The organism is Amycolatopsis kentuckyensis, assembly GCF_041679295.1.
Classification (GTDB): domain Bacteria; phylum Actinomycetota; class Actinomycetes; order Mycobacteriales; family Pseudonocardiaceae; genus Amycolatopsis; species Amycolatopsis kentuckyensis_A.
In genome coordinates, this window is record NZ_JBGDMD010000007.1 from 61258 (window position 1) to 85145 (window position 23888).

General features: G+C 66.8%; 20 protein-coding genes. 10 read left to right on the forward strand and 10 right to left on the reverse strand.

Features of this window, described 5'->3' with window-relative positions:
- Positions 1 to 170: 170 nt before the first annotated feature.
- A complete protein-coding gene (locus tag ACERZO_RS29145) occupies positions 171 to 1349 on the forward strand; it encodes a cytochrome P450 (protein WP_372667980.1) in 1179 nt (392 codons plus the stop codon).
- Here ACERZO_RS29145 and ACERZO_RS29150 read toward each other — a convergent pair.
- Positions 1303 to 3651, reverse strand: a complete 2349-nt coding sequence (locus ACERZO_RS29150) for an ATP-binding protein (protein WP_372667981.1) — start codon at positions 3649 to 3651, stop codon at positions 1303 to 1305. The two genes, ACERZO_RS29145 and ACERZO_RS29150, sit on opposite strands and share 47 nt — an antisense overlap.
- Before the next feature lie 885 nt (positions 3652 to 4536).
- Here ACERZO_RS29150 and ACERZO_RS29155 point away from each other — a divergent pair.
- The 7 genes from ACERZO_RS29155 to ACERZO_RS29185 all read left to right on the forward strand — a co-directional run bounded on the left by ACERZO_RS29155 (position 4537) and on the right by ACERZO_RS29185 (position 11293).
- Positions 4537 to 6399, forward strand: coding sequence for a S53 family peptidase (locus ACERZO_RS29155; protein WP_372667982.1), 1863 nt, complete (start codon positions 4537 to 4539; stop codon positions 6397 to 6399).
- A gap of 83 nt (positions 6400 to 6482) precedes the next feature.
- A complete protein-coding gene (locus tag ACERZO_RS29160; RefSeq protein ID WP_372667983.1) occupies positions 6483 to 7352 on the forward strand; it encodes a L,D-transpeptidase family protein in 870 nt (289 codons plus the stop codon).
- A 34-nt stretch (positions 7353 to 7386) separates the two neighbouring features.
- On the forward strand, positions 7387 to 8139 hold the full coding sequence (locus ACERZO_RS29165; RefSeq protein WP_372667984.1) for a hypothetical protein: 753 nt from the start codon (positions 7387 to 7389) through the stop codon (positions 8137 to 8139).
- 149 nt (positions 8140 to 8288) lie between these two features.
- A complete protein-coding gene (locus ACERZO_RS29170; protein ID WP_372667985.1) occupies positions 8289 to 9398 on the forward strand; it encodes a hypothetical protein in 1110 nt (369 codons plus the stop codon).
- Between the two features lie 25 nt (positions 9399 to 9423).
- On the forward strand, positions 9424 to 9897 hold the full coding sequence (locus tag ACERZO_RS29175; RefSeq protein WP_372667986.1) for a cupin domain-containing protein: 474 nt from the start codon (positions 9424 to 9426) through the stop codon (positions 9895 to 9897).
- A gap of 107 nt (positions 9898 to 10004) precedes the next feature.
- The gene (locus ACERZO_RS29180; RefSeq protein ID WP_372667987.1) at positions 10005 to 10193 is read left to right on the forward strand and encodes a hypothetical protein; all 189 of its coding nucleotides are present in this window, start codon (positions 10005 to 10007) and stop codon (positions 10191 to 10193) included.
- On the forward strand, positions 10166 to 11293 hold the full coding sequence (locus tag ACERZO_RS29185) for a 3-oxoacyl-[acyl-carrier-protein] synthase III C-terminal domain-containing protein (protein WP_372667988.1): 1128 nt from the start codon (positions 10166 to 10168) through the stop codon (positions 11291 to 11293). Before ACERZO_RS29180 ends, ACERZO_RS29185 begins: the two co-directional genes overlap by 28 nt.
- A gap of 1465 nt (positions 11294 to 12758) precedes the next feature.
- Here the strand turns inward: ACERZO_RS29185 and ACERZO_RS29190 are convergent.
- The 7 genes from ACERZO_RS29190 to ACERZO_RS29220 all read right to left on the reverse strand — a co-directional run bounded on the left by ACERZO_RS29190 (position 12759) and on the right by ACERZO_RS29220 (position 18571).
- The gene (locus ACERZO_RS29190; RefSeq protein WP_372667989.1) at positions 12759 to 13016 is read right to left on the reverse strand and encodes an excisionase family DNA-binding protein; all 258 of its coding nucleotides are present in this window, start codon (positions 13014 to 13016) and stop codon (positions 12759 to 12761) included.
- Positions 13017 to 13485: 469 nt separating this feature from the next.
- Complete coding sequence (locus tag ACERZO_RS29195; RefSeq protein WP_372667990.1) at positions 13486 to 15423, reverse strand: DUF4407 domain-containing protein; 1938 nt, start codon at positions 15421 to 15423, stop codon at positions 13486 to 13488.
- Positions 15420 to 15938 (reverse strand): RNA polymerase sigma factor, encoded by a 519-nt coding sequence (locus ACERZO_RS29200; RefSeq protein WP_372667991.1) that lies wholly within the window; start codon positions 15936 to 15938, stop codon positions 15420 to 15422. The genes ACERZO_RS29195 and ACERZO_RS29200 overlap by 4 nt, the downstream gene beginning before the upstream one ends.
- A 41-nt stretch (positions 15939 to 15979) precedes the next feature.
- On the reverse strand, positions 15980 to 16357 hold the full coding sequence (locus ACERZO_RS29205; RefSeq protein WP_372667992.1) for a hypothetical protein: 378 nt from the start codon (positions 16355 to 16357) through the stop codon (positions 15980 to 15982).
- Positions 16358 to 16742: 385 nt separating this feature from the next.
- Positions 16743 to 16928, reverse strand: coding sequence for a hypothetical protein (locus ACERZO_RS29210; protein WP_372667993.1), 186 nt, complete (start codon positions 16926 to 16928; stop codon positions 16743 to 16745).
- Positions 16929 to 17031: 103 nt separating this feature from the next.
- Positions 17032 to 18162: a three-Cys-motif partner protein TcmP gene (gene tcmP / locus ACERZO_RS29215; protein WP_372667994.1), complete on the reverse strand. Its 1131-nt coding sequence runs from the start codon at positions 18160 to 18162 to the stop codon at positions 17032 to 17034.
- A 31-nt stretch (positions 18163 to 18193) separates the two neighbouring features.
- Positions 18194 to 18571 carry a hypothetical protein gene (locus tag ACERZO_RS29220; RefSeq protein ID WP_372667995.1) on the reverse strand — a complete coding sequence of 126 codons (378 nt, stop codon included), beginning with the start codon at positions 18569 to 18571 and terminating at the stop codon, positions 18194 to 18196.
- Between the two features lie 88 nt (positions 18572 to 18659).
- On the opposite strand from ACERZO_RS29220, the gene ACERZO_RS29225 reads away from it, so the two are divergent.
- The gene (locus ACERZO_RS29225; protein WP_372667996.1) at positions 18660 to 19406 is read left to right on the forward strand and encodes a DUF5131 family protein; all 747 of its coding nucleotides are present in this window, start codon (positions 18660 to 18662) and stop codon (positions 19404 to 19406) included.
- A gap of 28 nt (positions 19407 to 19434) precedes the next feature.
- Here the strand turns inward: ACERZO_RS29225 and tcmP (ACERZO_RS29230) are convergent, their stop codons facing one another.
- Positions 19435 to 20580, reverse strand: coding sequence for a three-Cys-motif partner protein TcmP (gene tcmP, locus ACERZO_RS29230; RefSeq protein WP_372667997.1), 1146 nt, complete (start codon positions 20578 to 20580; stop codon positions 19435 to 19437).
- Positions 20581 to 20829: 249 nt separating this feature from the next.
- A complete protein-coding gene (locus ACERZO_RS29235) occupies positions 20830 to 22368 on the reverse strand; it encodes a hypothetical protein (protein WP_372667998.1) in 1539 nt (512 codons plus the stop codon).
- A 217-nt stretch (positions 22369 to 22585) separates the two neighbouring features.
- Between ACERZO_RS29235 and ACERZO_RS29240 the strand changes: the two genes are divergently transcribed.
- Positions 22586 to 23755 (forward strand): hypothetical protein, encoded by a 1170-nt coding sequence (locus ACERZO_RS29240; protein ID WP_372667999.1) that lies wholly within the window; start codon positions 22586 to 22588, stop codon positions 23753 to 23755.
- Positions 23756 to 23888 lie beyond the last annotated feature (133 nt).

Sequence of the window (23888 nt, forward strand, 5' to 3'; positions counted from 1 at the left end):
CGCTTGTTGCCACAATCGGTCCACATGTCGGCGATGTGGAGTCCACATTCTTTTCCACAATGTCCCGCTAGGGCCCTTGACCTGCTTCATTCACGGCAAGTAGCCAGGTGGGTATGGTTCTGGAAACGGGGGGCGCTGCGGCGCAGGTGTCAGGGACCGATCCGGCAGATGTGGCGTGGTCGTTCAGCCATCTCGATCCGGCCGTCGCCGAGACCGTCTACGACACGCTGGGGGCGATCCGGCGCTCGTGTCCGGTGGCGCGCAGCGGCGAGCTGGACGGGTTCGTGCTGGTCACCGGGTACGCCGAGATCCGGGAGGCCGCGCGCGCCTCGGACCGGTTCAGCACCTATGTCGACGGGCTGGGCGCGGCGGCGGTGGTCACCGAGATGCGCGACGCCGTCGCGCCGCTGTTCGAGACCGACGCCGACCACCACCACCAGTGGCGGCGCCTGCTGCAGACGCACTTCACCCCGGCCATCGCGGCCGCGCAAGCCCAGTACGTACGGGCAGTCTGCCGCGAGGTCCTGCAGGAGCTGATCCCGCACGGTGCCGCAGACCTTGTCGCCGACTACGTCCGTCAAGTGCCGCCGCTGGTGATCGGGCGTCTGCTCGGGCTCGCCGAGCTGGAACGCGCGTGGCTGTCCGAGCACGTCCGTGCTGTCTACGGCGCCGAGACGCTCACCGACGCCCAGCAGACCGGGCGGACCTACGCAGATTTTCTCCTCGGGCAGATCCAGCAACGCCGCGCCCATCCCGGCCGTGATCTGCTCTCGGCGATGGTGCACGCGCAGGTAGAGGGCCACTCCGCTGACGATGACGAGCTGGTCAAGATGACCATGCTGATGGTCGCGGCCGGTCACCTGACCACCGCCGACGCGTGCGCCACCGCGCTCCTGCAGCTGCTGGAAGACCTGCCGCTGCGGGAGCGCATCACCACCGAGCCATCAGCCTTGGAGGCGTTCGTGGAAGAGCTGGTTCGCTACGAGCCGGCGGTCGCGGCGACCGGACGCACCGTGATCAGCGAGACGCATCTTGGCGGCATGCCGCTGTTTCCGGGCGACCGGCTGCTGTTGGCGTGGGGTAGCGCCAACCGCGACGAACGGGTCTTCGACGACGGCGACGTCTTCCGCCTCGACCGCGACCGCGGCGCTCCGCAGCACCTGGGGTGGGGTGCCGGCGAGCACCGCTGCCTCGGCCGCCACCTCGCCCGCGTCGAACTACGCGTCATGCTCACCGAGCTGCTGCGCGCGCTGCCCGGCCTCCGCCTGCAGCCGGGCACCACGGTGCGGCGGACGTTCGGGGTCATCCGCGGCGTCGCGGCCCTACCGGTGCAGTGGGAGAACCAGTAGGCGCCGACCGGGCCCGGTACCACTCGGCGAGCTCCCGACGTCCCGCCACGCCCAGCAGGCTATAGATCGTGGTCAGCTCGGTCTCGACCGTGCGCACGGAGAACCGCACAGTCGTCGCGATCTGCTGATTCTTCAGCCCCTGGGCGACCAGCCGGACGATTGCCCACTGCCGCTCGTTCAGCGTCGGCTCCGCCGCAGGGTCGGTGTCGCCGAAGGCGAGGGCCACGATCTGCTCATCGGTCAGCAGGCTGCCCTCGAGGTAGGCCGCCGTCGACTCCACCGGCCCGAGCACCAAGGCGATCTCGGCTTTCGCTCGTCCGCGGTGGGGCTTGAAGCTGGCCAGCCCGTTGTAGTGGACCCCGTGGCGGGCTTGCAGGCTGTCCGACCCGCCGATCGCCCGCGCCGCGCCGACGTAGTCTCCGTCCTTGGCCAGCTCCCAGGCTTTCCGCTCGACCCACCAGCCAGGCCCCCAGAGGTCGCCGAGGGCGATCTGCCGCCGCAGCGGCTCGGGATTGTCGGTGACGGGCTCGGAGCACGCGGGCAAGCCGCGCGTCCACTCCGCCCAGGTGACGGCCCATTCGGCGCCGCGGCGGCGGGCTTCGGCCAGGCAGCGTTGCGACATCCGGTCCGCCTCGTCGGCCGGCCCGAGCAAACCGGCTGTCATGGCGTGGAACAGGTCCGCCATGAAGGCGGGACCGTCGGCACCCGCGGCGCGGAAACCGGCGCTGGCAGCGGCCAGTTTCGCGAACCCGCTGCGCTGCCCGAGGGCGAGTGCCTCGTAGGTACCTTCCACGAGCTGGACTGCCGGAGCGTCGTACTTGCCCGCTTCACACGCCAGGCGCACGCATTCGTCCAGGAGCGTCTTCCCGCGGGCTTGTTCGCCGAGGGCGATCCACACCCAGCCGGCCATCGCCAGCGCCGCGATCCGCACATCCGACGCCGCCACCGGGCCCTCGCGCAGCAGCTCCTCGACTCGGCGGCACACCTGCACCTCGGTGGCGAAGAAGAACGGCGCGCGCGTCAGCAGGACGTCCACCATGATCGCCAAGCCGCGCTCGGTCAGGCCGTTGTCGGAGCACCATGCCACGGCTGCGGCGATGTTGCGGGATTCGGCGTTGACCAGGTCCAGCCAGCGGACCTCCTCCGGTCCGAACCACTGCTCGGCCGCCTGCCGGGCCAGCCCGGCAACCCAACGGCACAGCCGTTCACTGATCTTGTCCAGTTCGCCGGACGTGCTCAGGCTGCGCCGGCCGTATTCACGCAGAAAGGTGTGCTGACGGTAGCGCCCATCAGGGGAAGCACCTTCGATGATCGAGTGCCGCACCAGATGATCCAACATCTCCAGGATCTCGCCACGATCGATCAGCGCATCCGCGCACACCTCTTCAGCGGCGTCGAGAGTGAACCCGCCGGAAAAGACGGTCAGCCGCGCCCAGACCCGTTGCTGCTGCGGCGAACACAGGTCCCAGGACTCGGTGATCGCGATGTCGAGCGCGAGGTGATGCTTGGGGATCCCGCGCGCGCCGGGACCGTACTTCAGCGACGCGCCGCCTTGCAGGCGATCGAGGACGACCGCCGGTGCCCGTCCCCGGCCGAACTGGGCCGCGATGAGTTCGAGCACCAGCGGAATACCTGAGGACCAGCGGACCAGGTCGACAATGGCTTGCCAGTCGTCCTGCTCGGTCAGTGGCCGTCCGACCGCGGTGGCGCGGTCGGCCAGCAGCTGTACCGCGTCACTGCGCTCGGCCGCCGTGCGGTCGGCGTTCTCGGCGGGGGTCGATAAGGGGCCCAGGTGCACCCGGTGTTCGCCCTGGACGTCGAGGTAGGGGCGACTGGTGGCGATCACCTGCACCATGACGGTCTCGGTGATGATCCGGTTGACCAGCTCGGCAACCGCGTCCAGCACTTGCTCGCAGTTGTCCAGCACGATCAGCACGCGCCGGTCACGGACGTGCTCGATCAGCACGTCGGTGGGGCCGGCGTTCGGCTGATGGTGCGAGATACGCAAGGCTGCAATGAGCAAGTTGCAGATTCGCCGCTCGACATCCACCGTGTCGACATGCACACCGAGTTCGGCGAGACGAATGAACGCCGACGCGTCGTAATGCTCATTCATATGCACGAGCAGTTCGCCCGCTAATCGCGTCTTCCCGACGCCGGGTGATCCGGTCAGCGTCACCACCCTGTCACCGGCGTTCAGCCGTTCGCACACCTCGACCAGTTCGCGGGATCGCCCGAAGAATGTCGTCAGCTGAACACCAGCGAGCGACCGTTCAGCCGGTCTGCGAATGCGCTTATCCACCGCAATGGACGCAGTGACGCCAGCCGGCGCCGACTGCGGGTTTTGCCCGGCTCATGATGTCCTTCACGATCCCCTCCTCACGCCGGCACACCCCGCCCGCCCAATCGGCGGGCGGCGCTCGCCCGGCTCGTGACACCCTCCGTGGCAGATGTCGTACCACCTGTGGCCTGCGATGATCGACAACTTCACAACCAAACACCCAATCGGGTTAATCGTCAACACGCTGGCTACACCGAAGCGGCGCCAGGCCACGAAGGACAGTTTCGCTCATCCGACAGAAAGCAGATCACCCCAGAACTGGCCCCAAAGTTGCCGATGGCGAGCAGGTGGCGCCACCCTCTTCACAGCGCGAACCCATGTGACTACTTGCCGCAACAGTGCGCAGCATAAGCTGCATAGCCGAATCGTTTCTCCGACGGAATCGCCACAAGTGTTTGCATTTTCTTGCGGGGCCGGTTATCGTTCGTCTCAGCAAGGCTGACTTGTGCTCCACCCTGGGGAGGCGTGGAATCCGGCACGGTCCGCCCAATATTAGGGAGCATTCCCGTGTTTTCATCCTCCAAATCACGCCGGACGCCGGTCGCTCGCGGACCGCCGACAGCGCAAACTCGACAGCAACGCACTTCACGCGTCCGATACTGCTTCGGACTTCTCGATCAGCGAACTCCACAACCGGCCGCACATGGCCGGTCTTGTGGTCCCTTGACGTCTCCGCTCAGCCCCCTTCGCGCATCTCTGGCTGCGGCACGAGGCACGCCCTTCAGCACGTCCGTCAATCGACTGACGGCACGCTGGTCGGCTTTCCTTTTCATACAAGGAGAAACCTCGATGCACAGCCGTCTTTGGCATGCCCTGGCCGCGACTGCGGCCCTACTCGCCTCCACCGTGGCCACCGCCATCGCGGCGCCCACCACTATCGCCGGCGACACCGGCGACCGCGCGCCGCTCGCCGGGAACACCCCCGCTTGGGCCACTCCGCACACGGAAGTCGCCCGCAGCAACGGAAATACCGTCCGGCACATCCAGGTAGCCCTGGCACTGCGCGACCAGGCTGGCGCCGAGCACCTCGCCGCGCAGCTGGCGACACCGGGAAGCGCCGAGCACGGAAAGTTCCTGTCCTCGAAGGAGTTCCTTGACCGATTTGCCCCGACGCGGGACGCCGTCGACCAGGTGTCGCAGTGGCTGGCCAAGCAGGGCCTGCACGTGACCGGCGTCAGCGCGAACCGGCACTTCGTCGACGCCGAAGCCCCGGTCGCCGCGCTGGAGACCGCTTTCGGTACGAGGATTGCCGCGTTCCGAGCTCGCGTTGACGGTGTCAGCCGCACGCTCACTGCGCCGGCGTCGCCGGTCACCGTGCCGACTTCGCTGCGTGCCTCGATCACCGCGGTGCTCGGCCTGGACGACAGCGCAGCGCTGCTCAAGCCCCAGCACACCCGCCCCAACGCGGCGACCGCGGAGCAGCACTGCGCGCGGTGGTGGGGCGAGCAGAACAACACCGACGTCCCGCAGAAGTACCCGGCCGGATTCCAGTCCAACTCCCTCTGCGGCTACACCGGCACCCAAGTCCGAGCGATGTACAAGCTGGACAACCGCAACACCGGGGCGGGCACGACGATCGGTGTCGTCGGCGCCTACAACTCCGACACCGTCGTGGCCGACACCAACCAGGCCGCCGCCCAGCTCGGCGTCCCGCCGCTGGCGGACGGTCAGTACAGCGCGGTCGTGCCGCAGGGCGGGTTTACGGACGCGTCCGAGTGCGGCGCCGACGGCTGGAACGCCGAGCAGACCCTCGATGTCCAGGCTTCCCACACCATCGCCCCGAGCGCCAAGATCCGCTACTACGCCGGGAAAACCTGTAAGGGCACCGGGATCTACGACGCGTTCAACCAGGCCGTGACCGACAACGCGGTGGACGTGATCAGCAACAGCTACGGTAACGCCGACGGCGAAGCGTCCTTGCCGCAGGCGGCGCGAGACCAGTTCAACAGCATGGCGCTGCAGGCGGCGATCCAGGGCCAGACCATCACCGTGTCCACCGGCGACGCGGGCAACAACTCCGGCGCCGTCGGACACGCGACCGCCAGCTTCCCCTCCTCGAGCCCGTGGGTCGTGGCCGTCGGCGGGACCAGCGTCGGGCTGGACCAGAACGGCCAGCCGAAGGTGCTGACCGGGTGGGAGAACAGCGGCAACACACAGTCCGGCAACTCGTGGGCACCGCAGCGCGACGCGGACGGGCCGTTCGCCTCCGGCGCCGGCGGCGGCACCTCCGCGCTGTATGACGCGCCGGACTGGCAGGCCGGTGTCGTCTCCGGCGCGAGCGGGAAGCGGGCGGTGCCGGACATCGCCGCGCTGGCTGACTCCTACACCGGGATGCTGGTCGGGCAGACCATCAAGGGCCAGTTCGGCATCGGCTCCTACGGCGGCACCTCGCTCGCCTCGCCGCTGATCGCCGGGCTCGTCGCCGACGCCCAGCAGGCCCGCTCCGGCAATGCCCGCGCCGGGCTGCTCACCCCGGTCCTCTACAGCTTGAAGGGATCCGCTGCGATCGCCGACGTCACGCCGCAGAAGGCGGGAGTGTGGACGCCGATGATGCACGCCTTCGGCGGCGTCGCCGTCCCCGGCGGACAGGCCAGCTACCTGATCGACTTCGACGCCCGCCCGCAGAACCTGCAAAGCGGCCCCGGCTGGGACAACGTCACCGGCCTCGGCACCCCCGCCGACGGCTTCATCTCCGCGCTTTCCCAGTAACCACACCCTCTTCTCGCGGCAAGCCCGCTCCAGTGCGGGCGGGTTTGCCGCGGCCTCCATCGACCTCGAGGAAGGACAGTTCCATGTCGGAGACGCCACAGCCGCCAGCGAACCGGTTGCGGGTGCTCGCGCTCTGGCTGGCCGGAATCGCGCTGGTCGGCACTGCGGGTGTGCTGCTCTCACCGACAGGGCCGACGCCCGACGCCGCTCGCGGCGCCGACCCCGTTGAGCTGGGAGTCGAGCTGCACGTCCCGGTCGTGGCCGCCCGGGCGGTCCCGAATCTGACAGGGCTGCCTGAGGCGAGCACCTTCAGCACCATTCCGGGCGCTCCGCAGGACGCGATGACCGAGGAGATACCGGACGGGCAGCTCGTGCACCCGACCGAGCCGGTGCCGGTGTTCGACCAGCCCGGCGGTGCGGCCATCGCGGTCCTGCCGACCACCCAGCTCGGGTCCGACACGTGGCTGCCGGTGATCGAAGAGGAACCGGGCTGGGTGCAGGTGCTGCTGCCCTCGCGGCCCAACGGCTCCACCGGCTGGCTGTCCATCCAGGACAACACGCTCACGATCCGGTCGACGACCGACCAGATCGTCATCGACCGGACAGCGTTCCGGCTCACGCTCTACCGCAACCACCAGCAGATCGGCACCTGGAGCGTCGGCGTCGGCACCGCGGCCACGCCCACCCCGACCGGGCGGACGTTCGTCCTCGCGTCGATGACCGACGCGAAACAGAAGTTCAGCCCGGTGATCTTCCCGCTCGGCATTCACTCGGCCACGTTCACCACCTACGGCGGCGGCCCGGGGACCACGGGCATTCACGGCTGGCCGACCACCGACGTGTTCGGCCGCCCGTCCAGCGACGGATGCGTCCGCGTCCCCGCTGAAGCCCTCGCCACGTTCACGAATCCGGCAGATCCGGTGCCCATCGGCACCCCGGTCCTCATCCGCTAACCCAACCACGCCAACAGTTCTGGAGACATCAGCGATGAACACCACTCGTAGTGCCCTCGCCGCGGCCGGAGCCGGCGCGCTCCTCATCGGCACCCTCACCACGTTCGCGTCCAGCTGCACCCCAGCGACTGCGGCGCCGCCCGCCCTCTCAGCCGCCGCGGCGACGTCGACGGCGACGGGGATCTCCGTCTCCGGCGGTGAGCACCTCTCGGCCAGTCCCAGTGTGTCCAGCAGCGGCGCGATCAAGTCCGCCGGCGGCTCGGTGTCCACGCCGAGCGGCGCGGTCGTGGCCAGCGGCATCAGCCTGCAGGCCGGCGCCGGCTTCGCCGAAGCCCGCGTCGCGTCGGTGCGGGTCGGCGGGACCACGGTCGGGCCGTTCACCGCGACCTGCCGCAACGGCGCCATCACCACCAGCGCCCCCAAAGGCGGCAGCGGCAACCTCAAGGTCACCGGCGGCGGCCATGGCACGGCCGGGGTCATCACTGTCACCACCGGCACCGCACCCACCCGCACCAGCGGTACTGGCGGCCCGACGTCGGCCAAGCCGACCGTCGGCACGGCAATCACCGTCACGGTGGCGACCGTCAGCTGCGGCGCCGGTAACCCGCCGCCGCCGACCGGCAACCCGCCCACCGGCACCCGCCCGGCCCCCACGCACAAGCCCGGGGCACCGGGGACGGCGCGGCCGGGCGTGCCGGGCCAGCGGCACCAGCAAGGCGACAACCCGGGTGACCGGACCGCACCCAAGCCACAGCCCAAGCCCGGCCACGTGCCCGTCACCGGCTGACCCTCCAGACCGCGCGGGCCCACGCCCCACCTCAACCCCTCCAGCGCGGGCCCGCGCACCCCGTCCGCTCCCACGTCCCCGCCGGGCGCCCCTCCCCACGCCCGCACCACCACTCAACCCATCCAACCCGCCGAACCGGGGAGATCCTCATGTCCACACTCGTTTTCAGCCACGCCAGCACCGACTACCCCGACACCGCTACGTCCTCCGAAGACGACCGGGCTGTCCACTTCGTCGGCTCGCTGCCCGCCGTCCTGACCGGCGACCACCGCGGAACCATGCAGTGGTTCCTCGACCACAGCACCGACACCTCGCTGACCGGGCTGCCGTGCGATCCGGACCCGCGGTGGATCATCGACTGGCTCGACGGCCTCGCGGCCGTCGACGCCCTCGAACCGGTCCGCACCGGCAACTCCGCCGACTACGACGACATGCCGACCTACCGCCTCAAGCGCGACCGCTGGCTGGAATCCGAGGACCTGTCCCTCGGCCGCGCCGCCCACACCGACGCCGTCATGGCAGCCCGCGCCCAGCTGCACGACGACCGCGACTTCCCGCCGCACCAGGTGTCGATCCCGAACCCGTACGACCTGTCGCTGTTCACCTTCGGCAGCCCGGCAGCCGCGGTCACCCATCTGCCGGTGTTCCGCCAGGCCGTGCTCGACGACGTCCACACCATCCACCGGGAGCACGGCGCTCAGGTCGTGTTTCAGCTCGAGACCCCTGCTGTGCTCGCGACGCTGGATCGGACCCCGCGGCCGTTGTGGCCGGCGGCGGTGCGGGCGCTGGCCAAACAGGTCGCCCGCGTCTTCGCCGACGGCCCGCGCGACGCGACCTGGCGGATCCACCTCTGCCACGGCGACCTCGGCCACCAGCCCCTGTTCGAACTCTCTGACCTCGTTCCCGCTGTGCAGTTCCTTAACACCTTGCACAAGCAGCTGCGCCGGCTGCGGATCCCGATGCCGGCGGTGCACATCCCGATGTGCACCGGCACCCAGGCCCCGCCGACGGACCCGCGGTTCTACCGGGCATTGCGGCACCTGCGCCGCGACATCGACGTCATCGCCGGACTCGTCGACGAAACCCACCCGGAGGCCTCCCGCACCGCGCTCGGGCTGGTCGAGACCGAACTGGACCGGCCCGTCCTGGCGGTCGCCGCTGCGTGCGGCCACGGCCGCCGACTCGTACCCCAGGCCGTCGCCAACGCCGCGCTGGCCCGCGAACTCGCCCGCCACACCACCGACACCCCGGCCCGCTGAACCCACCTGGAGAGGAACTGCCGAGATGGACACCACGACCACACCAATACCGTCCGCGGCCGGCCAGCTTGCCGACGAACGCGAGACGCTCACCCCGATCCTGCGCACCGGAATCGTGCCCACCCGCGCGCTCTCCGGCGGCCGAATGCACTTGCCCGGCGCCACCACACTCGCGCCGCAACGGCACGACACCACCGAGACCGCGATCGCGATCATCAGCGGCCACGTCGCCGTCCTCTCCGGCAACGCCATGCAGCCCTTCCACCCCCGTGCCGGAGACATGATCTACATCCCCGCGACCCTGCCCTACGCGGTCGTGAACCTCAGCAACAACGCCTCCGTCCTCGCTCTCGTCTTCCGCACCGACCCCGGCTTCGACACCGACGTCCACCGCATGCCCGAACTCGACCGCGCCGTCCGCGACCAGATCCCCGACCTGCGCCGCGCCCACCACAAGGCGCTCCTCACACGGCGCAGCGGCCGCGCGCGCCGCACCTGACCCTGCTCTCACCCTCCCGTCCAGCACCACGCCACCCGCCGACCAGACCCGTTCGGCGCCTCCCCGCTCCTGGCGTGCCACACAACCGGCTCGATCAGGAAGACGTCATGCGCACCTGGATCACCGACACCACCCGCGACCTCCTCGACCACCCGCCGCCCGGCGGATCGGTCACGCTCGACGAGATCGCCGCCTGCGCGGGCATCACGACCCGTCAGCTGCGGGCCTACTACGGCTCGGTCGAGGCCATCGTCGCCGACATCCCCCCATGCCCGAGCCAGATGGGGCGGTGCTGACGATGCGCTGGACGAACCTCCATCTGCGCGGCGTCGGCGCCGCGCTCGGCGAGCTCGTGCCCGTCGACGACCTCGAGTCCAGCCGGACACTGCACGGAGCGACCAGCCAGCGCGCGGTGTCGATCGCCTCGGGCAGCAGCGGCGTGGATCTGGCCGTCCGCGCCGGCCGCAACGCCCTCGCGAGCATGGCCATGACCACGACAGGGCCGCTGCCCGTTCCGGACCTGCACTTCCACGCCGCGATCTGGCGCGGCAGCCGAGGCATCGACTTCTGGTCCCGCGCCGCCTACGTCCGCTCCCGCCTCGGCCTACCCGCCGGACGCGGCATCGCCACCGAGCTCAACGCCATGAGCAACAGCCTCGTCGGCGGCATCGACATCTCCGCCCGCGTCCTCGCCGGCAGCCCCGACATCCACACCGTCCTGCTCACCGGCGGCGAAACCTTCGGCCCACCCGCCTTCGACCACCTCACCGCCGACCACGGCATCGCCTACGGCGACGGCGGCTCCGCCCTCATCCTCGGCCGCCACCCCGGCCTCGCCCACATCCTCGCCACCAGCTCCTACACCGACCCCACCCTCGAACAACTCCACCGCGGCAACCACCGCTTCGCCCCCGCCGGCAGCACCGAACTCGGCATCGAACGCATCCGCGAGCGCAAACGCCAGTACACCGACGCCGTCGGCGCAGCCTCAGTCGCCCGCCGCAATCAGGAGGGTGTCCGCGCCGTCATCGGCGAAGCGCTCCGCGACGCCGACCTCGATCTCGGCCAGTTGCGCTGGGTGCTGCTGCCGCACTACGGACGGCACCTGCTCGACACCCAGTGCCTGCAACCGCTCGGCATCACCGCCGACCGCACCCTCTGCCACGCCGGCGACCAATGGGGCCACATCGGCCCCAACGACCAGATCATCGGCCTCACCCACCTGATCACGCGCGGCGCGATCATCCCCGGCGACCACGTCGCCCTGCTCGGCATCGGCATCGGCATGACCTGGACCGCCGCGATCCTCCGCATCGACGCGGTGCCACCCGGCCTGAGTGTCCTTGCCCCGCCCTTGCGCTGGCCCTGGCGCACCCGGGCCGACGCACAGCGCTGACCACCAGCCCGCCACGCCGAGCTCCCGAGGACTCCCGATGCCAGACACCTACCGACCGTCGCGCCTCGACCAGGCCGCCTTCGGCGCCCCCTTCATCGTCATCGACGCAGACAATCACGCACACACGATCACCCGCCGCCTCGACGACGCCACCACGATCCTCAACACCGACGACGCGGCCCGAGCAATCGTGGGCACCCTTCGCCCGCCCCTCCTTGCCATCGACATCGACCCCGAAGACACCGGCGCACATGCCGACGCGGGCGAGGTCGTCGCCGAACAGCTACTGCTTTGGGCCGATCGCTACGGCCTGCCGTGCCTCCGGCGCGCTTCCGGCCGCCCAGGGCACACCCACCTCGTCATCAAGACCCCGCCGTGCCTGCGTCAGGAACTGCAGCGCGTCGTTTACGTGGTCGCCACGAGGCACAGCGTCTCCGCCACCGTCCGGTCAACCCTCCGGCTCACGTCCTCACCGCATCGGCACGGGCTGTCCAGCCCGATCCTGAGCTGCACGCTGAGGACAAGCGACGTGCCGGAGCTCGTTACGTCCAGGGCCCCGCGGGTTATACGACCGGCGCGTCGCCGCGGCAATTCAAACGTCAGCAGGTCCGAAAGCGAGTACGGCCACGCCCTCGCACTCGCCCGCGCCGGCCACACCACAGCGCACGCCTGGGCCTTCGCCAACCTCGCCGGCACCAAAGCCCGCGAGATCGGGCAACAAGCCTGGCGACGCTGGTTCTGGGCACCCGCCACCACGATCGCCGCCGCCGAACGCGGCCTCACCGAGCAGCAGGCGTGGGACCTCTTCCACCAAGCGTCCCCGACGCAAGCCGCCCACGTCGGGCGAGACGCCTGGCGCCGCAACCGCTGGCTACCCGCAGTTCGCGAGGCGGGCGAACCTAGGCCGCGACGACGACGCCTGGGACCACCTCAAGCCGGCAACCACCAGAACGAACCGTCACCCCGTCAGCTACGACACATCCGTGCCGTGCTTAAGGCGGCCGTGGACAAGCACTTGTCGCGCGGAGCCAGCACGGTGGTGCGCACCGGCACGATCGCCGGCGTACGGATCACCAGCTTGCGCGCAGCTCTCGACGCATTCGCGCACGCCGTCCTCACGACACGGGGATCGCTCTCGATTCGCCACTGGGCCGAGCGCGCCAACCTCGATCCTAAGACTGTCCGGCGCGCACGAGATGCCGCTCTCAAACTGGGCATCCTCAAACGCGTGCACCAGTACACCGGAGGGGAGACAGACTGCGATGCATTCATCTTGGCTGAAAACGTAGGGGGAAATCCCAACGCAGAGTTAACTTCCCCCACTCCGTACACCCCCAGCCTCGGCCAAGCGGACCCCCTCAGGCTGAGGTCACAGCATCAGCGCGACAGACGCCAATTCGCCATTAACCACAGCCTGAGAGTCAAGGCCGCTGAAGTCGACGATGAGCAGCCCACAGTCGAGCTTTTACCTACTGCCACCACCGACGCCGTTCCTTATCGGCAACGTGAACTCGCTGGAGTCGACAGCGCGCATTTCCGATACAGCAACTTCCTCCATCGCGTCGATCGCTTTCGCAGGGATCGAGATACGCCCCCGGGTTCGAACCGCCGGAAAACCGCCCTCATCCACGGCACGGTAGATCGTCATGGCAGAAACGCCGAGCAACTCTGCCGCCTGACCAACCGTCAGGAAACGCGGCACGCTCAGATTGGATTCGGACATCACGGACCTCCGCCTACTTACGTGGCAAGGGGAGGGTGGCACCGACGGCCCAACTGACCGCCCACATCGACACCATCAACTTCAGCATCCGCCAGAAACATCAACTCGTCAACCTGGTCCCGATGCAACTAACTCAGACCGCCGCCGAGACTCACAACTCTTACTTCGGCCTCGATGAAGTACCGGCTGGGCTCCGCGTCGTCCCAGGGCGGCCGCCCGCCGAGGAGGACCCTCCGACTCGTCGCGGGCGACGTCACGCTCGGGTCGATGAGGCGACCATTCTGGCCAACTGAGTCGCCGCTGACGGATCCAAGCCTCCATATCAGCCGGGGGTGTGCAGTGGCGCTGCCGGAGTCACCATGCTCAGCGCGCACCGCACCGCCGTTGAGAGCTGTCATTGACCGTCACCACGCCTGAGGCCCCGCCGAGGGTTCTGTTACCCGTGACACCTCGGCGGAGCCCTATCCGCCTACGGCTCCGCCGTTGACGGTGCTCCCACTAGCCCTGCCCGCGATCCCGTTGCCGCCGGCCCGCCATCGGCTGAATCGGCGTCCTCGACTCCGGTGGTACCTGGGCCGGCTGCGGCCTGCAGTGTCCGCCGGACGTCTTTAGCCCACTGCGTCAGTGAGCCGTCGAGAATCTTTTTCATCTCAATTGCGAGCCGCTTATTGGCCTCAATTCCCAGATCGCGCTCGCGTGAACGCATGTCATCAGCTACGGCGGCAGCTATCTCCGTCGCTGCCGCGGCCCGTCGCTCGGCCTCGTCGCGATCCCGGACCTCTCGCCGCTTCTCGATCTTCGCCTTCTCGACTTCGGCGTCCTCGGCGGCGTCGCGGATACGCTCATAGGCCGACGGCGGCCCTGCGCTCGTCACGATCCTCACCAAGACTGGCAGCAGCTCGATCATGAAGAACAAACCGGCGACCATGTAGTGAGCTAGTGCGGCGCTGCTGTTGTCGTTGAGGTGTCCCAAGGCGACGATCTGTGCCAGTAAGCCACCATCGTCAGCGTTGGTCTTGTCGACGCTGTCTACGTTGCCGTTGACTTCGGCTTGGAGCTGATTCGCGCGTTGCCGCAGCACGGGCAACTCAGCGATGGCAGCGTCCTGCGCCTGCCTGAACGCGTCCCGCGCCTGCGTCGCCGCTGCCTGCCGGGCCTCTGTCAACGCTGCTTCCGCTTCGGCCACGGCCGTGCTCGCCGAGTCTGCCCGCCGCTGGGCCGCCCGGTACTCGCCTTCCCGAGCCTTTGCCAGGTTCCCGTTGCCTGCCACGTGGGTTGAGCCCTCGCACGATGACCCGTACAGCTCGCACTGCCAGGAGCGGTACTTCGACTCGGCGAGTCCGCGCGCTGACTCGTAGGACTGGCGGGCCTTGTCCAGGTAATCTTGCTGAATCTCGACTTCCGGGAAGGTTACGGCAGGTAGCAGACCCCGGAGCGTGTTCTCGTCGATTGCGATCTTCGTTCGAACTTCTTTGAGCTCCTTCGCCGACGGGGTTTCTTCGGCCAGCTTGCCGTCTCGCGCAGCCTGGCTGAGGTTGTCCCGCACGACCTGTTTCGCGATCTCGTCTTGGAAGATCTGCAGGACCAGAGGGGTGGAGATCACGATGCCGAGTAACGCGGCGATAGTCATCCGAACACCGACGACGGCGACTGCCTTCCTGAATCCGTTGCGCAGCTTCACGTTCATGATCAGGAAGCGGTCGATGACGGCGATCAGGAAGCCCCAAAGCAGGCCGCCGGACACAGCAAGTGGCACCGACAGTTGCATGCCATTGTGCAGGGCGAACGACATCGACACGATGCCGAGCCCCGCGGTACCCAGGACGACCAGACCCATTTGGACGAAGGAAGCGCGGTTGGTCGGCGCGGCCTGCAGGATGACGCGGTCTGCGCCACCAATCCAGACGAGTGCATCGCCGAACCGGCGTGTGGTGGCAGCCCACCGGGCGCGGGCTAGGGCTCCGTATCTCCGTATCGCAGAGCGGGGGCGACGTCGGTTGGCGCTCCGTCCATCCGATGCTGATGTGAGTCCACTACTATCCGGTGATCGGCCCTCGTCGTCGGAAATGAACTGGCGTTCGGCGGCGGTCTCATCTCGATGCGCAGCGCGACTCGCCGAGACCGCCTCCAGCTCTTGAAGGCAGATCTGCAGCAGCGGTTCTGCCTCAACGATATCCTGCTCGACCGCAGTGCGCAGCCAGCGCAGTGCTTCTTTTGGGTCGCCACGCTCGAAGTACCACACGCCGATCTTGAAGTGTTCGTAGGCGCGCTCCGCGTCGTCGGCGAGCGTGGGCCGATAGGTGCCGTGTTCGCCCAACTCGGCGACGTCCTCCTGGGCGGCTTGGTCCATCAGACTCCGCGCGTCGAGCCAGGTGCCCGAGCGCCCCTCGGGGTCGTTGATTGTCACTGGTGCACCTCCGCCGTCCCTGCGTGCCCGGCCAACCACCGGGATTTCCTCATGGTCGCGAGGCCCGTCTGCTGCGCATAATTCACAACGCCGGGCTTGCAACCCAACAACTCGGCCACGATCTCGACAGTCAAGTCGTGCAGAAACCTCAACACCAGCACGGCGCGCTGCCGGTGCGGCAGCTCCAGCAACGCTTCCGCGATGTCGTTTTTGGTTATCGTGTCTTCGACGAACGAGGCTCGTCGCAACGCGCTTGAGGCTGCATCGACGATTTCCTCATTGTCGAACAGGCTGGTCGGCTTGCGGCCTTGACGCCGAAACTCGTTGGAAATTCGCCTACGCACCGTGGCGAATAACAAATTTTCAGGTTCCTCCAGACTTTTGTCACGTTTCCACTTCTTGACGACCGCGAGGTACGCCTCAGCCACGATCGGCTCAGCGTCCGCGCGTTTGAAACCGCATTTCATGACGATGGCAAGCGCCCTGACGTCATGCCGCCGCACCAGCTCGTTCACCGCACGCTCACTGTAGGGCACGGCATCTGAATCACCGACAGTCACCGAGCCTCCGCGGCAGTGGCCGTTGGCGCTTCAGGCCGGGACGGGACGCTCACCATCCACCGATCTCCGTCGGCGCTTTGACTGGTCACCCTGCCACCACGATTGGAGTCGCTGAGGACTTGCGCTACTTCGATGATCATGTCGCCGCGTTCGAAGGCCCTGAGTCTCTCGCTACGCAGGCGGAACAGGGTCAGCAGCATGCGCATGAGGCTCCGGGGCCGCAAAATCCGGACGACATCGGCCTCCGGGTCGATCATGTCTATCGGATCCACAACCACTTCGGGGACCTCCTCCAGCTCGTTGCTGGGTAATCCACCGGGAGAGGCTTCCATGTCGAACTTCCGGCGAAAAATTTGGCCAGTGGCGGGGTGCATTGAAGTCTTCCTGGTCCGGTCCGCCCAGTAAATCGTGCTGACCTGGGCAAGCAGGAGGTCGGCAACTAAGTGCTACTACCGTCTCACTCACAGTCAGCTCTCGCTCTCCACACTTGGCCGTCGATCAACCGTAGTGATCGCAAGTTCGATGAGCGCAACAATGAGCGCAAAAGGATCTTGTTCAACGCCATCTAGACTGTCGCGAATGGCACGCCTTGATTCGCAGCCACCAGCTCGGCGATAAGGAGCGGAGCGCCTCACCGACACCCGCCGAACGCTGCGGCCGCGACAACGACGTTCTCCCGGTTGTCGCCGAAAAGGATGTGCTGCACGGCTGTCATGATCGCGGCGTTGACCGGCGCGCAGGACGCAGCGCCTTCGCCACCTACCAGTTCGGCATCGCCGACCCGCAGAAGGTCGTCGCCTCGAATGTAAGGCCACGGCCGAAGTGTGCCTCATCGACGCTGCCGGCGAAGGTCAAGTTCTCGAACCGCGTGCAGCCGTCGACGGTCGCGTCCTGGCACTCGGCGCGACCGACGAAGGTCGCGCCGACGAACACGGCAGCGTTCAAGACGGATCACGGTCGGGACCGACAGGAGCCCGATTTTTGCCACGCCCGATACCCTCGCGGGGCCAGTCAGCAAATGTTCGAACCGATATCGCTTGCGCGCTGTTCATGACTGAGCGTCCGGGAACACAATAATCGTCCCGTCTGGAAAGAAACCCGTCCGTGCCTGATTTGGGCTTGAGACCAGCCCATCGCTCTGCATCGGTTTTAGCGTGGCACGTTTGACATGGCTGCTAGTGTAGGGCGTTGCGGCCATGACGTTGTCGATGATGGATTCGATGGTTACAGCTTGACCCGCAAACCGGGCCAGTAAGTAATTGCGGAGCGGAATTGTGTCGACGACTTGCGAGAATAGAACGTCCCGGTTCGCGAGTCGATCCCGGAAGCTGAAGTCGCCCGACGGTGCAACCTTCCACATCGCGCCCTTCATGCGATCGAGTCCGATGAGTTCGCGGGTGCAGTAGAACAGGTCGTAGAGTCGTTTGCCGCGATTGTCGTACATCGCGAAGCTTTGGATGTAGGGGAACTTGCACATCTCGTGCAACTGGCGCTTGTACAGGTCGTGCACGTACTGGCTTCGCTGTACGCCTTGCAGCAGCGAAGCGCCCTTGTACTCGTCGGTACCGAACAGGTCCGTCAGCGCCTGGTCGATGTTGCCAGCACCGCAGAAGCGGGTGACAGCTTCGTGAGCGAAGTAGACGAGCAGTTCGCCTTTCGGGTAGTTGGTCAGGCGAGCGAGGATCGACATCGGGGTGGCTTTGACGCCGACGGGGTCGACGAAGGCGAACGTCGGCGCGAGCCGAGCGTTGCGTCCGTCCAGGTCATCGAGCATGTCGCCCGTGACTTCGATGAAGGTCTTATTCTCGATGCCGACCTTGACATTCGCCGGCCACGGAGCGTGTTTTGTCTTCATTTCGGCAATAAGGCGCGCCAGGTTGGCGCCGCAGGCCGGATCCTTCTCGTTGAACAGGAACAGAAACTCCGTTCCGCTCATGTTCGGAAGGTAGCCATGACCGAGCAGGGTGTCGAGCGCGATGATCGGCGACCCCGGGTACCGGGGATCGCCGTTACTGTATTCGCCTGGGCCGGCGAAGGCGTCGTAGTAGATGACGCGCCGGTTGTACTTGGCGATGATGGGGAACCAGGCGCCGAGGTAGGCGCGGAGCAGACTGTGCTTCGCGGCTGTGTGCGGCGGACGGTCCCACAGCTGGAGTTCGGCGGACCTGGACGTCGGCATAGATCAAGAGTCGCCGGCACCGCCACCTTTGTTACGGGATGTCGCTTCCAGGTGACATGACGTCGTTACCCGCCGATCCTGCATCAGGACTCGAGGCGGACGTCAGGAAGTCGCGTTGCCCGTGCTCGCTGAGTTCCTGAGCCCAGGCCCAGGCGGCGCTGGGGTTACGGATGTAGAACTTCCGGCGCGAGTCGCCGCGGGGTAGCGGGCTGATCAGTCCAGTGTTAACAAGGGCACGCAGCGGGCTCTGCAGGTTGCTGATCGTGATCTCGAGGGTCTTGGCTAGGTCGGTGAGGCAGACGATGCCGTCGTCGGTGCCGGCGATCGCCAGCATCAGCTCGAGGCGATACCGCTGTCCGAACGCATGCTGGGAGACCTGACGCAGCCGTTCGGCATCCATCTCGGTCACGAACTCGATGTTACGGGATCCTCGTTACGGATATCGCGTAAAGTTTCTCAGGCAAGGGGCGATGAGCGGTGCGCGAGCAGGAGTGACGATGAGCAGCAAGTCGGCGATCGAGTGGACGGAAGTCACCTGGAACCCGACGACAGGTTGCGACCAGGTATCGGCCGGTTGCGACAATTGCTACGCCCTCACTCTGGCCAAGCGGCTGAAAGCCATGGGCACGCCGAAGTACCAGAACGACGGAGACCCGCGCACGTCCGGCCCTGGCTTCGGTGTGACGGTTCACCCGGACGCGCTGGATCTGCCGCGGCGTTGGCGCATGCCGCGGGTGGTGTTCGTCAACTCGATGAGCGACCTGTTCCACGCCAAGGTGCCGACAGCATTCGTGCGAGACGTGTTCGAGGTCATCGCGGCCACCCCGCAGCACACTTACCAGGTCTTGACCAAACGCTCGACCCGCCTGCGGCGGCTGGCCGATCAGCTGTCGTGGCCTGCGAACCTGTGGATCGGCGTGAGCGTGGAGAACGCCTCACAGCTTGGCCGGGTCGACGACCTGCGCGACGTACCGGCGGCGGTGCGGTTCCTGTCTTGCGAGCCGCTGCTGGGACCACTGGACGGGCTCGAACTGGACGGTATCGATTGGGTGATCACCGGCGGCGAGTCCGGTCCCCGGGCGCGCCCCGTCGACCCTGCGTGGGTACGGGGCATCCGCGACCGCTGCCAGGACGCCGAGGTTGCCTTCTTCCACAAGCAATGGGGCGGCCGCACACCGAAGGCCGGCGGCCGCGAACTCGACGGCCGACTATGGGACGAGATGCCGCAGCTACTCGCTCACTGAGACGCCAGCCACTCGTTCACTGTCGTGATCAGCCGACCACCCAGTCTCGCACTTGCTTGGGCGTGCAGTCGATGCGGATCGTGCCGGCCTTGTGCAGCTCACGGGCGGCCTTGCGCACGAGCACGTCACCGGCGATGCCGTAGGCATCGCCGAACACTGCTTGCGGGTGGTGCGCCAGCTTGAAGCTGCCGTCCCGGCCGGCGAGCTTGACCAGGTTGCGCTTGATCTCCTCGATGGCGCGCTGCTCTTCGTCTTCCTGCTGGAACTCGGCGAGGTTGAACAACACCCCTTCTGGCGGGTCGGCGCCCGGACCGACTACGTCGAGCCACGCGCGTCGCGCCGCGGCGGCGCTGTGCCCGAAGACCCAGATCCCGTGCTCACCCCTGGTCAAGAACACCAGGTGATAGACCGGCTGGTGATGCATCTGCCGCCGAACCGGGACCACGACATGTTTCATGTTCGTGGCCGCGCCGAGCCGGCGCGCGTACTCGGTTACGACGGCTTCCGCTGCCGACTCCCAGTCTCCGCGGCGTGAGCTCTTGTGCGCGTCGAGCGCAACTTGCCGCCACCACGGGCCGCCGCAGACGGCGTCCATCGCCTGGATCGCAGCATGGTCGTGCAGGTTCTTGTGTAGGACGCCTGCGGCGCGGCGGGTGAAGTCGGCGCTGAAGTTCAGCAGTGCTTCGGTGCGAGGCCAGCTGCTACCGCGTGCCCGCCGGAGCAGACGATGCAACTCGACGAACGGCAGGATTGCACCGCAGGGGTCGAGGAACAAAAACAGCGGCATTCCGTCAGCACGGGACACGATCGCGGGCAGGTGATCCTGAACTTGACCGTGAAACGCTTCGACCTGCAGGCCTTGGTCACGGTACTCGGCGGCGACCGTCGACAGCCTTCGGTAGTCCTGTCTGTTGCGTTCGACCAGCAGCACCTCGACCCGGGTGGACGTGCGCGCGCGGTGTGCTGCTTTCAGCAGCAGCTCGGCCGATGCCGGTCGTCCATCGTCGTAACGGCCGCGGCCGGCGTAGCCGTCCACCACCATCGCCCGCCGACCTGGGATCTTCGAGGCAGTCATCACGACGAACGGAAGGGCGTAGCCCCGAAGCAGCTCGTGCTTGAACACCGATTGAGCCTGCTGGTTGTCCAGGAGGCCAGCACTGGTGCCTTTCGCCATAGGGAGGCCCTCCCCGCAGCCGATCTTCCGATCGTCACATGACCAGCGGTGAGAACGAAGTGACGCTCCGGAATATCGCCCGCGCGGCCGAACCGTCCTGCGAACACCTGACCGACTAACATCTCGAGGGCCGCTGCAGCAATCGAACACGCATGTCGACGACTCGCGCTATGGGCGCCAGTCGGCTTCGTCTAGCTCGACGAACAAGGGACAACGTTGATCGTTGTAGCCGCGAGGTCGGGATCGGCTTCACCGAGTCTTCCGCACCAGGCTGGTGTAACCAGCGAGCACCAGGGTCGCAAGTGCCCAAAGTGCTGCCTGCAGCAGCCACACGACGACCGTGAATCGTTGCCCGGCCAGGCTGGCGGTGTCCAGGTCGCAGCGCGCCCTGATCCCTGTGCTTGCCAGCGGAAGCCCTCGATCGATACCAAGACCGACCAGTTCAACCGATGAACATGCGCCAAGCCCTCCCGGTCGCTCTGCGGCGTAGCGACCGGGGCCGGTAGCGGTGTGCCCGGCCCACAGGCCCAGTCCGGCAGCGAGTGTCACCACAATAAGGAGTGCTGCAGCAGTCCTGCCAGTGCGGTAGCCGTATCCGGCAAGGCCACCCCATATCGCATGCACCGCGCGCCTTAACCGATTTCCGAAGTCTCCACGAACTCGATGGTCTTGTTGCTGGATGATGAGAACTTCGCGCACGTTGCGATCATGTCCGGTGGCAGTCAGGGAGGCGGCCAGTTGCTGATATGGCAGTGGGCTGTAGTTCTCTGTGTGACAGCGCAGCAGGTGCAGCAGTTGCCGCCAATCCATGCCAGCAAAGTCGTTAAACACGAACCTGTCGACTCTGACCTGCCGCGCAGCGTGGCGGCAACTCCGGCCGGTCGACCGTCCCTCCGGGCAGATCAGGTGGGCCATCAGGACAGCATCAGTGCATTTCATGCCCTGCAGATCTAGAACCGGGCCCGTACCGGTGTTGATGAGCTGCGCTCCCCGTAAGCTTAGCTGACCCCCGATACTCGCGCCGGACAGGCGGACGGCGCCGAGACTTCCTGCTCCGGTTCCCGCAAAACCGTTGCGCATGTATAAGCTGGCTTCGACCCGCACACGTTCTGCATGCAGGGCAGGGCCCGTAGCGTTTGTAACTTGCGCGCCCCCCAAATCGAGGACACCTCCAACGTGCGCACCCAACAGTCGCACCGCACCGGAATCACCAGCACCGATAGCGGTGAATCCGTCACGCAGAAATAAGCTGCCGTCGACCCTCAGCAGTTCCGCGGCCAAGGCTGGCCCCGTCTGATGTGACAACCTCGCACCGTCCAATTCAAGGTTGCCGCCAATTCGCGCGCTCAGTAGGCGCACCGCCCCGAGTGGGTCGACGCCAGAACAGGTGAATCCGTCCCGCAACAACAGGTCCCCGTCCAGGTGCAGACCGTTCGCGCTGAACCCGCCGACCCGAGTGCCGACGAGATACAGCCAGGGCAGGTGTGCTCCCCGGAAGCGTGTGGAGCCGTCCACAAGGCATCGGTGCAGGCACAAGCCGACCTTGGCCTCGGCGTAGCGCAGATCAATCTCGCCGATGATCCGCGCCCCCTCCACCCACACGCCACGCGGGTCCAACTCCCCGTGGTGGCCCAGGAGCAGCTCGCGGACTACTTGGCCACGCAGGCAGTACTCAGGAGCGTCAGTTCCGTGCAACTGGTCTAGATCCAGGTCACTGCACTTCAGAGTGGTTCCGCGGCGGGCCGCATCAACCAGTTCCCGCTCCAGGTCGGTGAGGTCGGGCAGCATGTCAGGGTGCGCGTTCGTGGCCACACGTGGTATGTGGTTAACAGCCGAAAATTCGTTACTTCCATGCGCCGAGCCAGCGTCACTACTGGTAAGCGGCTCGGCTCGGACCTCACCCCGACGGATCACAGTGTCACTGTCGCGTAGCAGGGCGGTTGCGGGCCTCTTCGATCCGGTACCAGCGAACCGCGACTGCATGGTGCTACCTAGAATGACCGTTATGGCCGTCTACGCGAACCGGCACAGGAGTATCGCAGCACCCAAGAGAGCCAGCGAGACCGTGGCCGAATTCTACGACCGCATCGCCGGCTCCTACTGGGACCAAGTCCGTGAGGTCATCAACGCGTGGTGGACGCGCTTCCCTGCGCACGCGCAACAGGCGCTGCGCAGCCGGTTACTAGACCGCAACTCCGACGCCAACGTGTACTCCGCGATGTGGGAGCTCTACCTCCACGAGATGCTGCTGGGCTCGGGATGCACCGTAGAGGTCGAGCCGAACATCGGCACACGCGGCAAGAATCCCGACTTCGTAGCTACCCTGGATGGACAGTCGTTCGTCGTGGAGGCGATCTGGCGCTCCGAACGCATCGACAGCTCAGCACACGGCCCCCTGGCATCCCAGCTAATGGATGCCATCGAGAGCGTGCCGAGCCCCAACTTCGTGCTCGCCGTCTCAATCAACCGGGCTGGAGTAACAGCTCCGCCCCAGAAGCGACTGAAGATCGAACTGGCGACGTGGCTTGCCTCGCTCGATCCGGACGTCGCTCTCGCTGATCAAGAGAAAGGGCGCCGGCGCTTCCCCCGCCATACGTGGCTTGAAGCGGACTGGTCGATCTCCTTCGAGGCCATCCCGCGTAGTCCTGGTAAACGTGGTGCTCGCTCAAACCGGACTATCGGGTTCTACCCGGCTCTAACCTACATCGGTGGCCGGTCGGAATCGGTGCTTGACGCGGTCAAGAAGAAGGGAAGCCGGTACGGCACCCTCGTGCATCCTTTCATCGTGGCAGTGGGCAATTCGGCATTGTTTCCGGATGACGAGGATGTCGAGACTTCGCTCTACGGTTCATCCGTCGAGTACGCTCATACCGCCGCCGCACCCACCTTCGGCCGGCAGAAGGACGGATACTGGCATTCCTCTCGTGAACGGCAGCACTCCCACGTAAGCGGTGTTCTCGTCGTCGACAACCCTTCACCAGGAACCTGGGCGAGAGCCGTACCTACCTTGTGGCGGAATCCGGACCCCAGTCATCACCATTCACCAGTCCTGCCGACATGGGCAATCGCTCAGCTCATCGGCGTCGCAGTCGACCACCAGCCAGCCGCGGCCCCGCCTTACACCGCGCTCGGTCTGGATGAGGGCTGGCCGACGGGTGAGGCGTTCCCGCGGTGACACGCGGGCCTCGAACAATACCCCGCACCAAGGCGGGGTCGTCTTCGCGTCGAGCGCCCCGCACAAGTCGAAGTCCTGCTGCGGACACTGTTCACACCGCCGCTTGGATCCGGGGCCGCGTAGAGCGCAACCA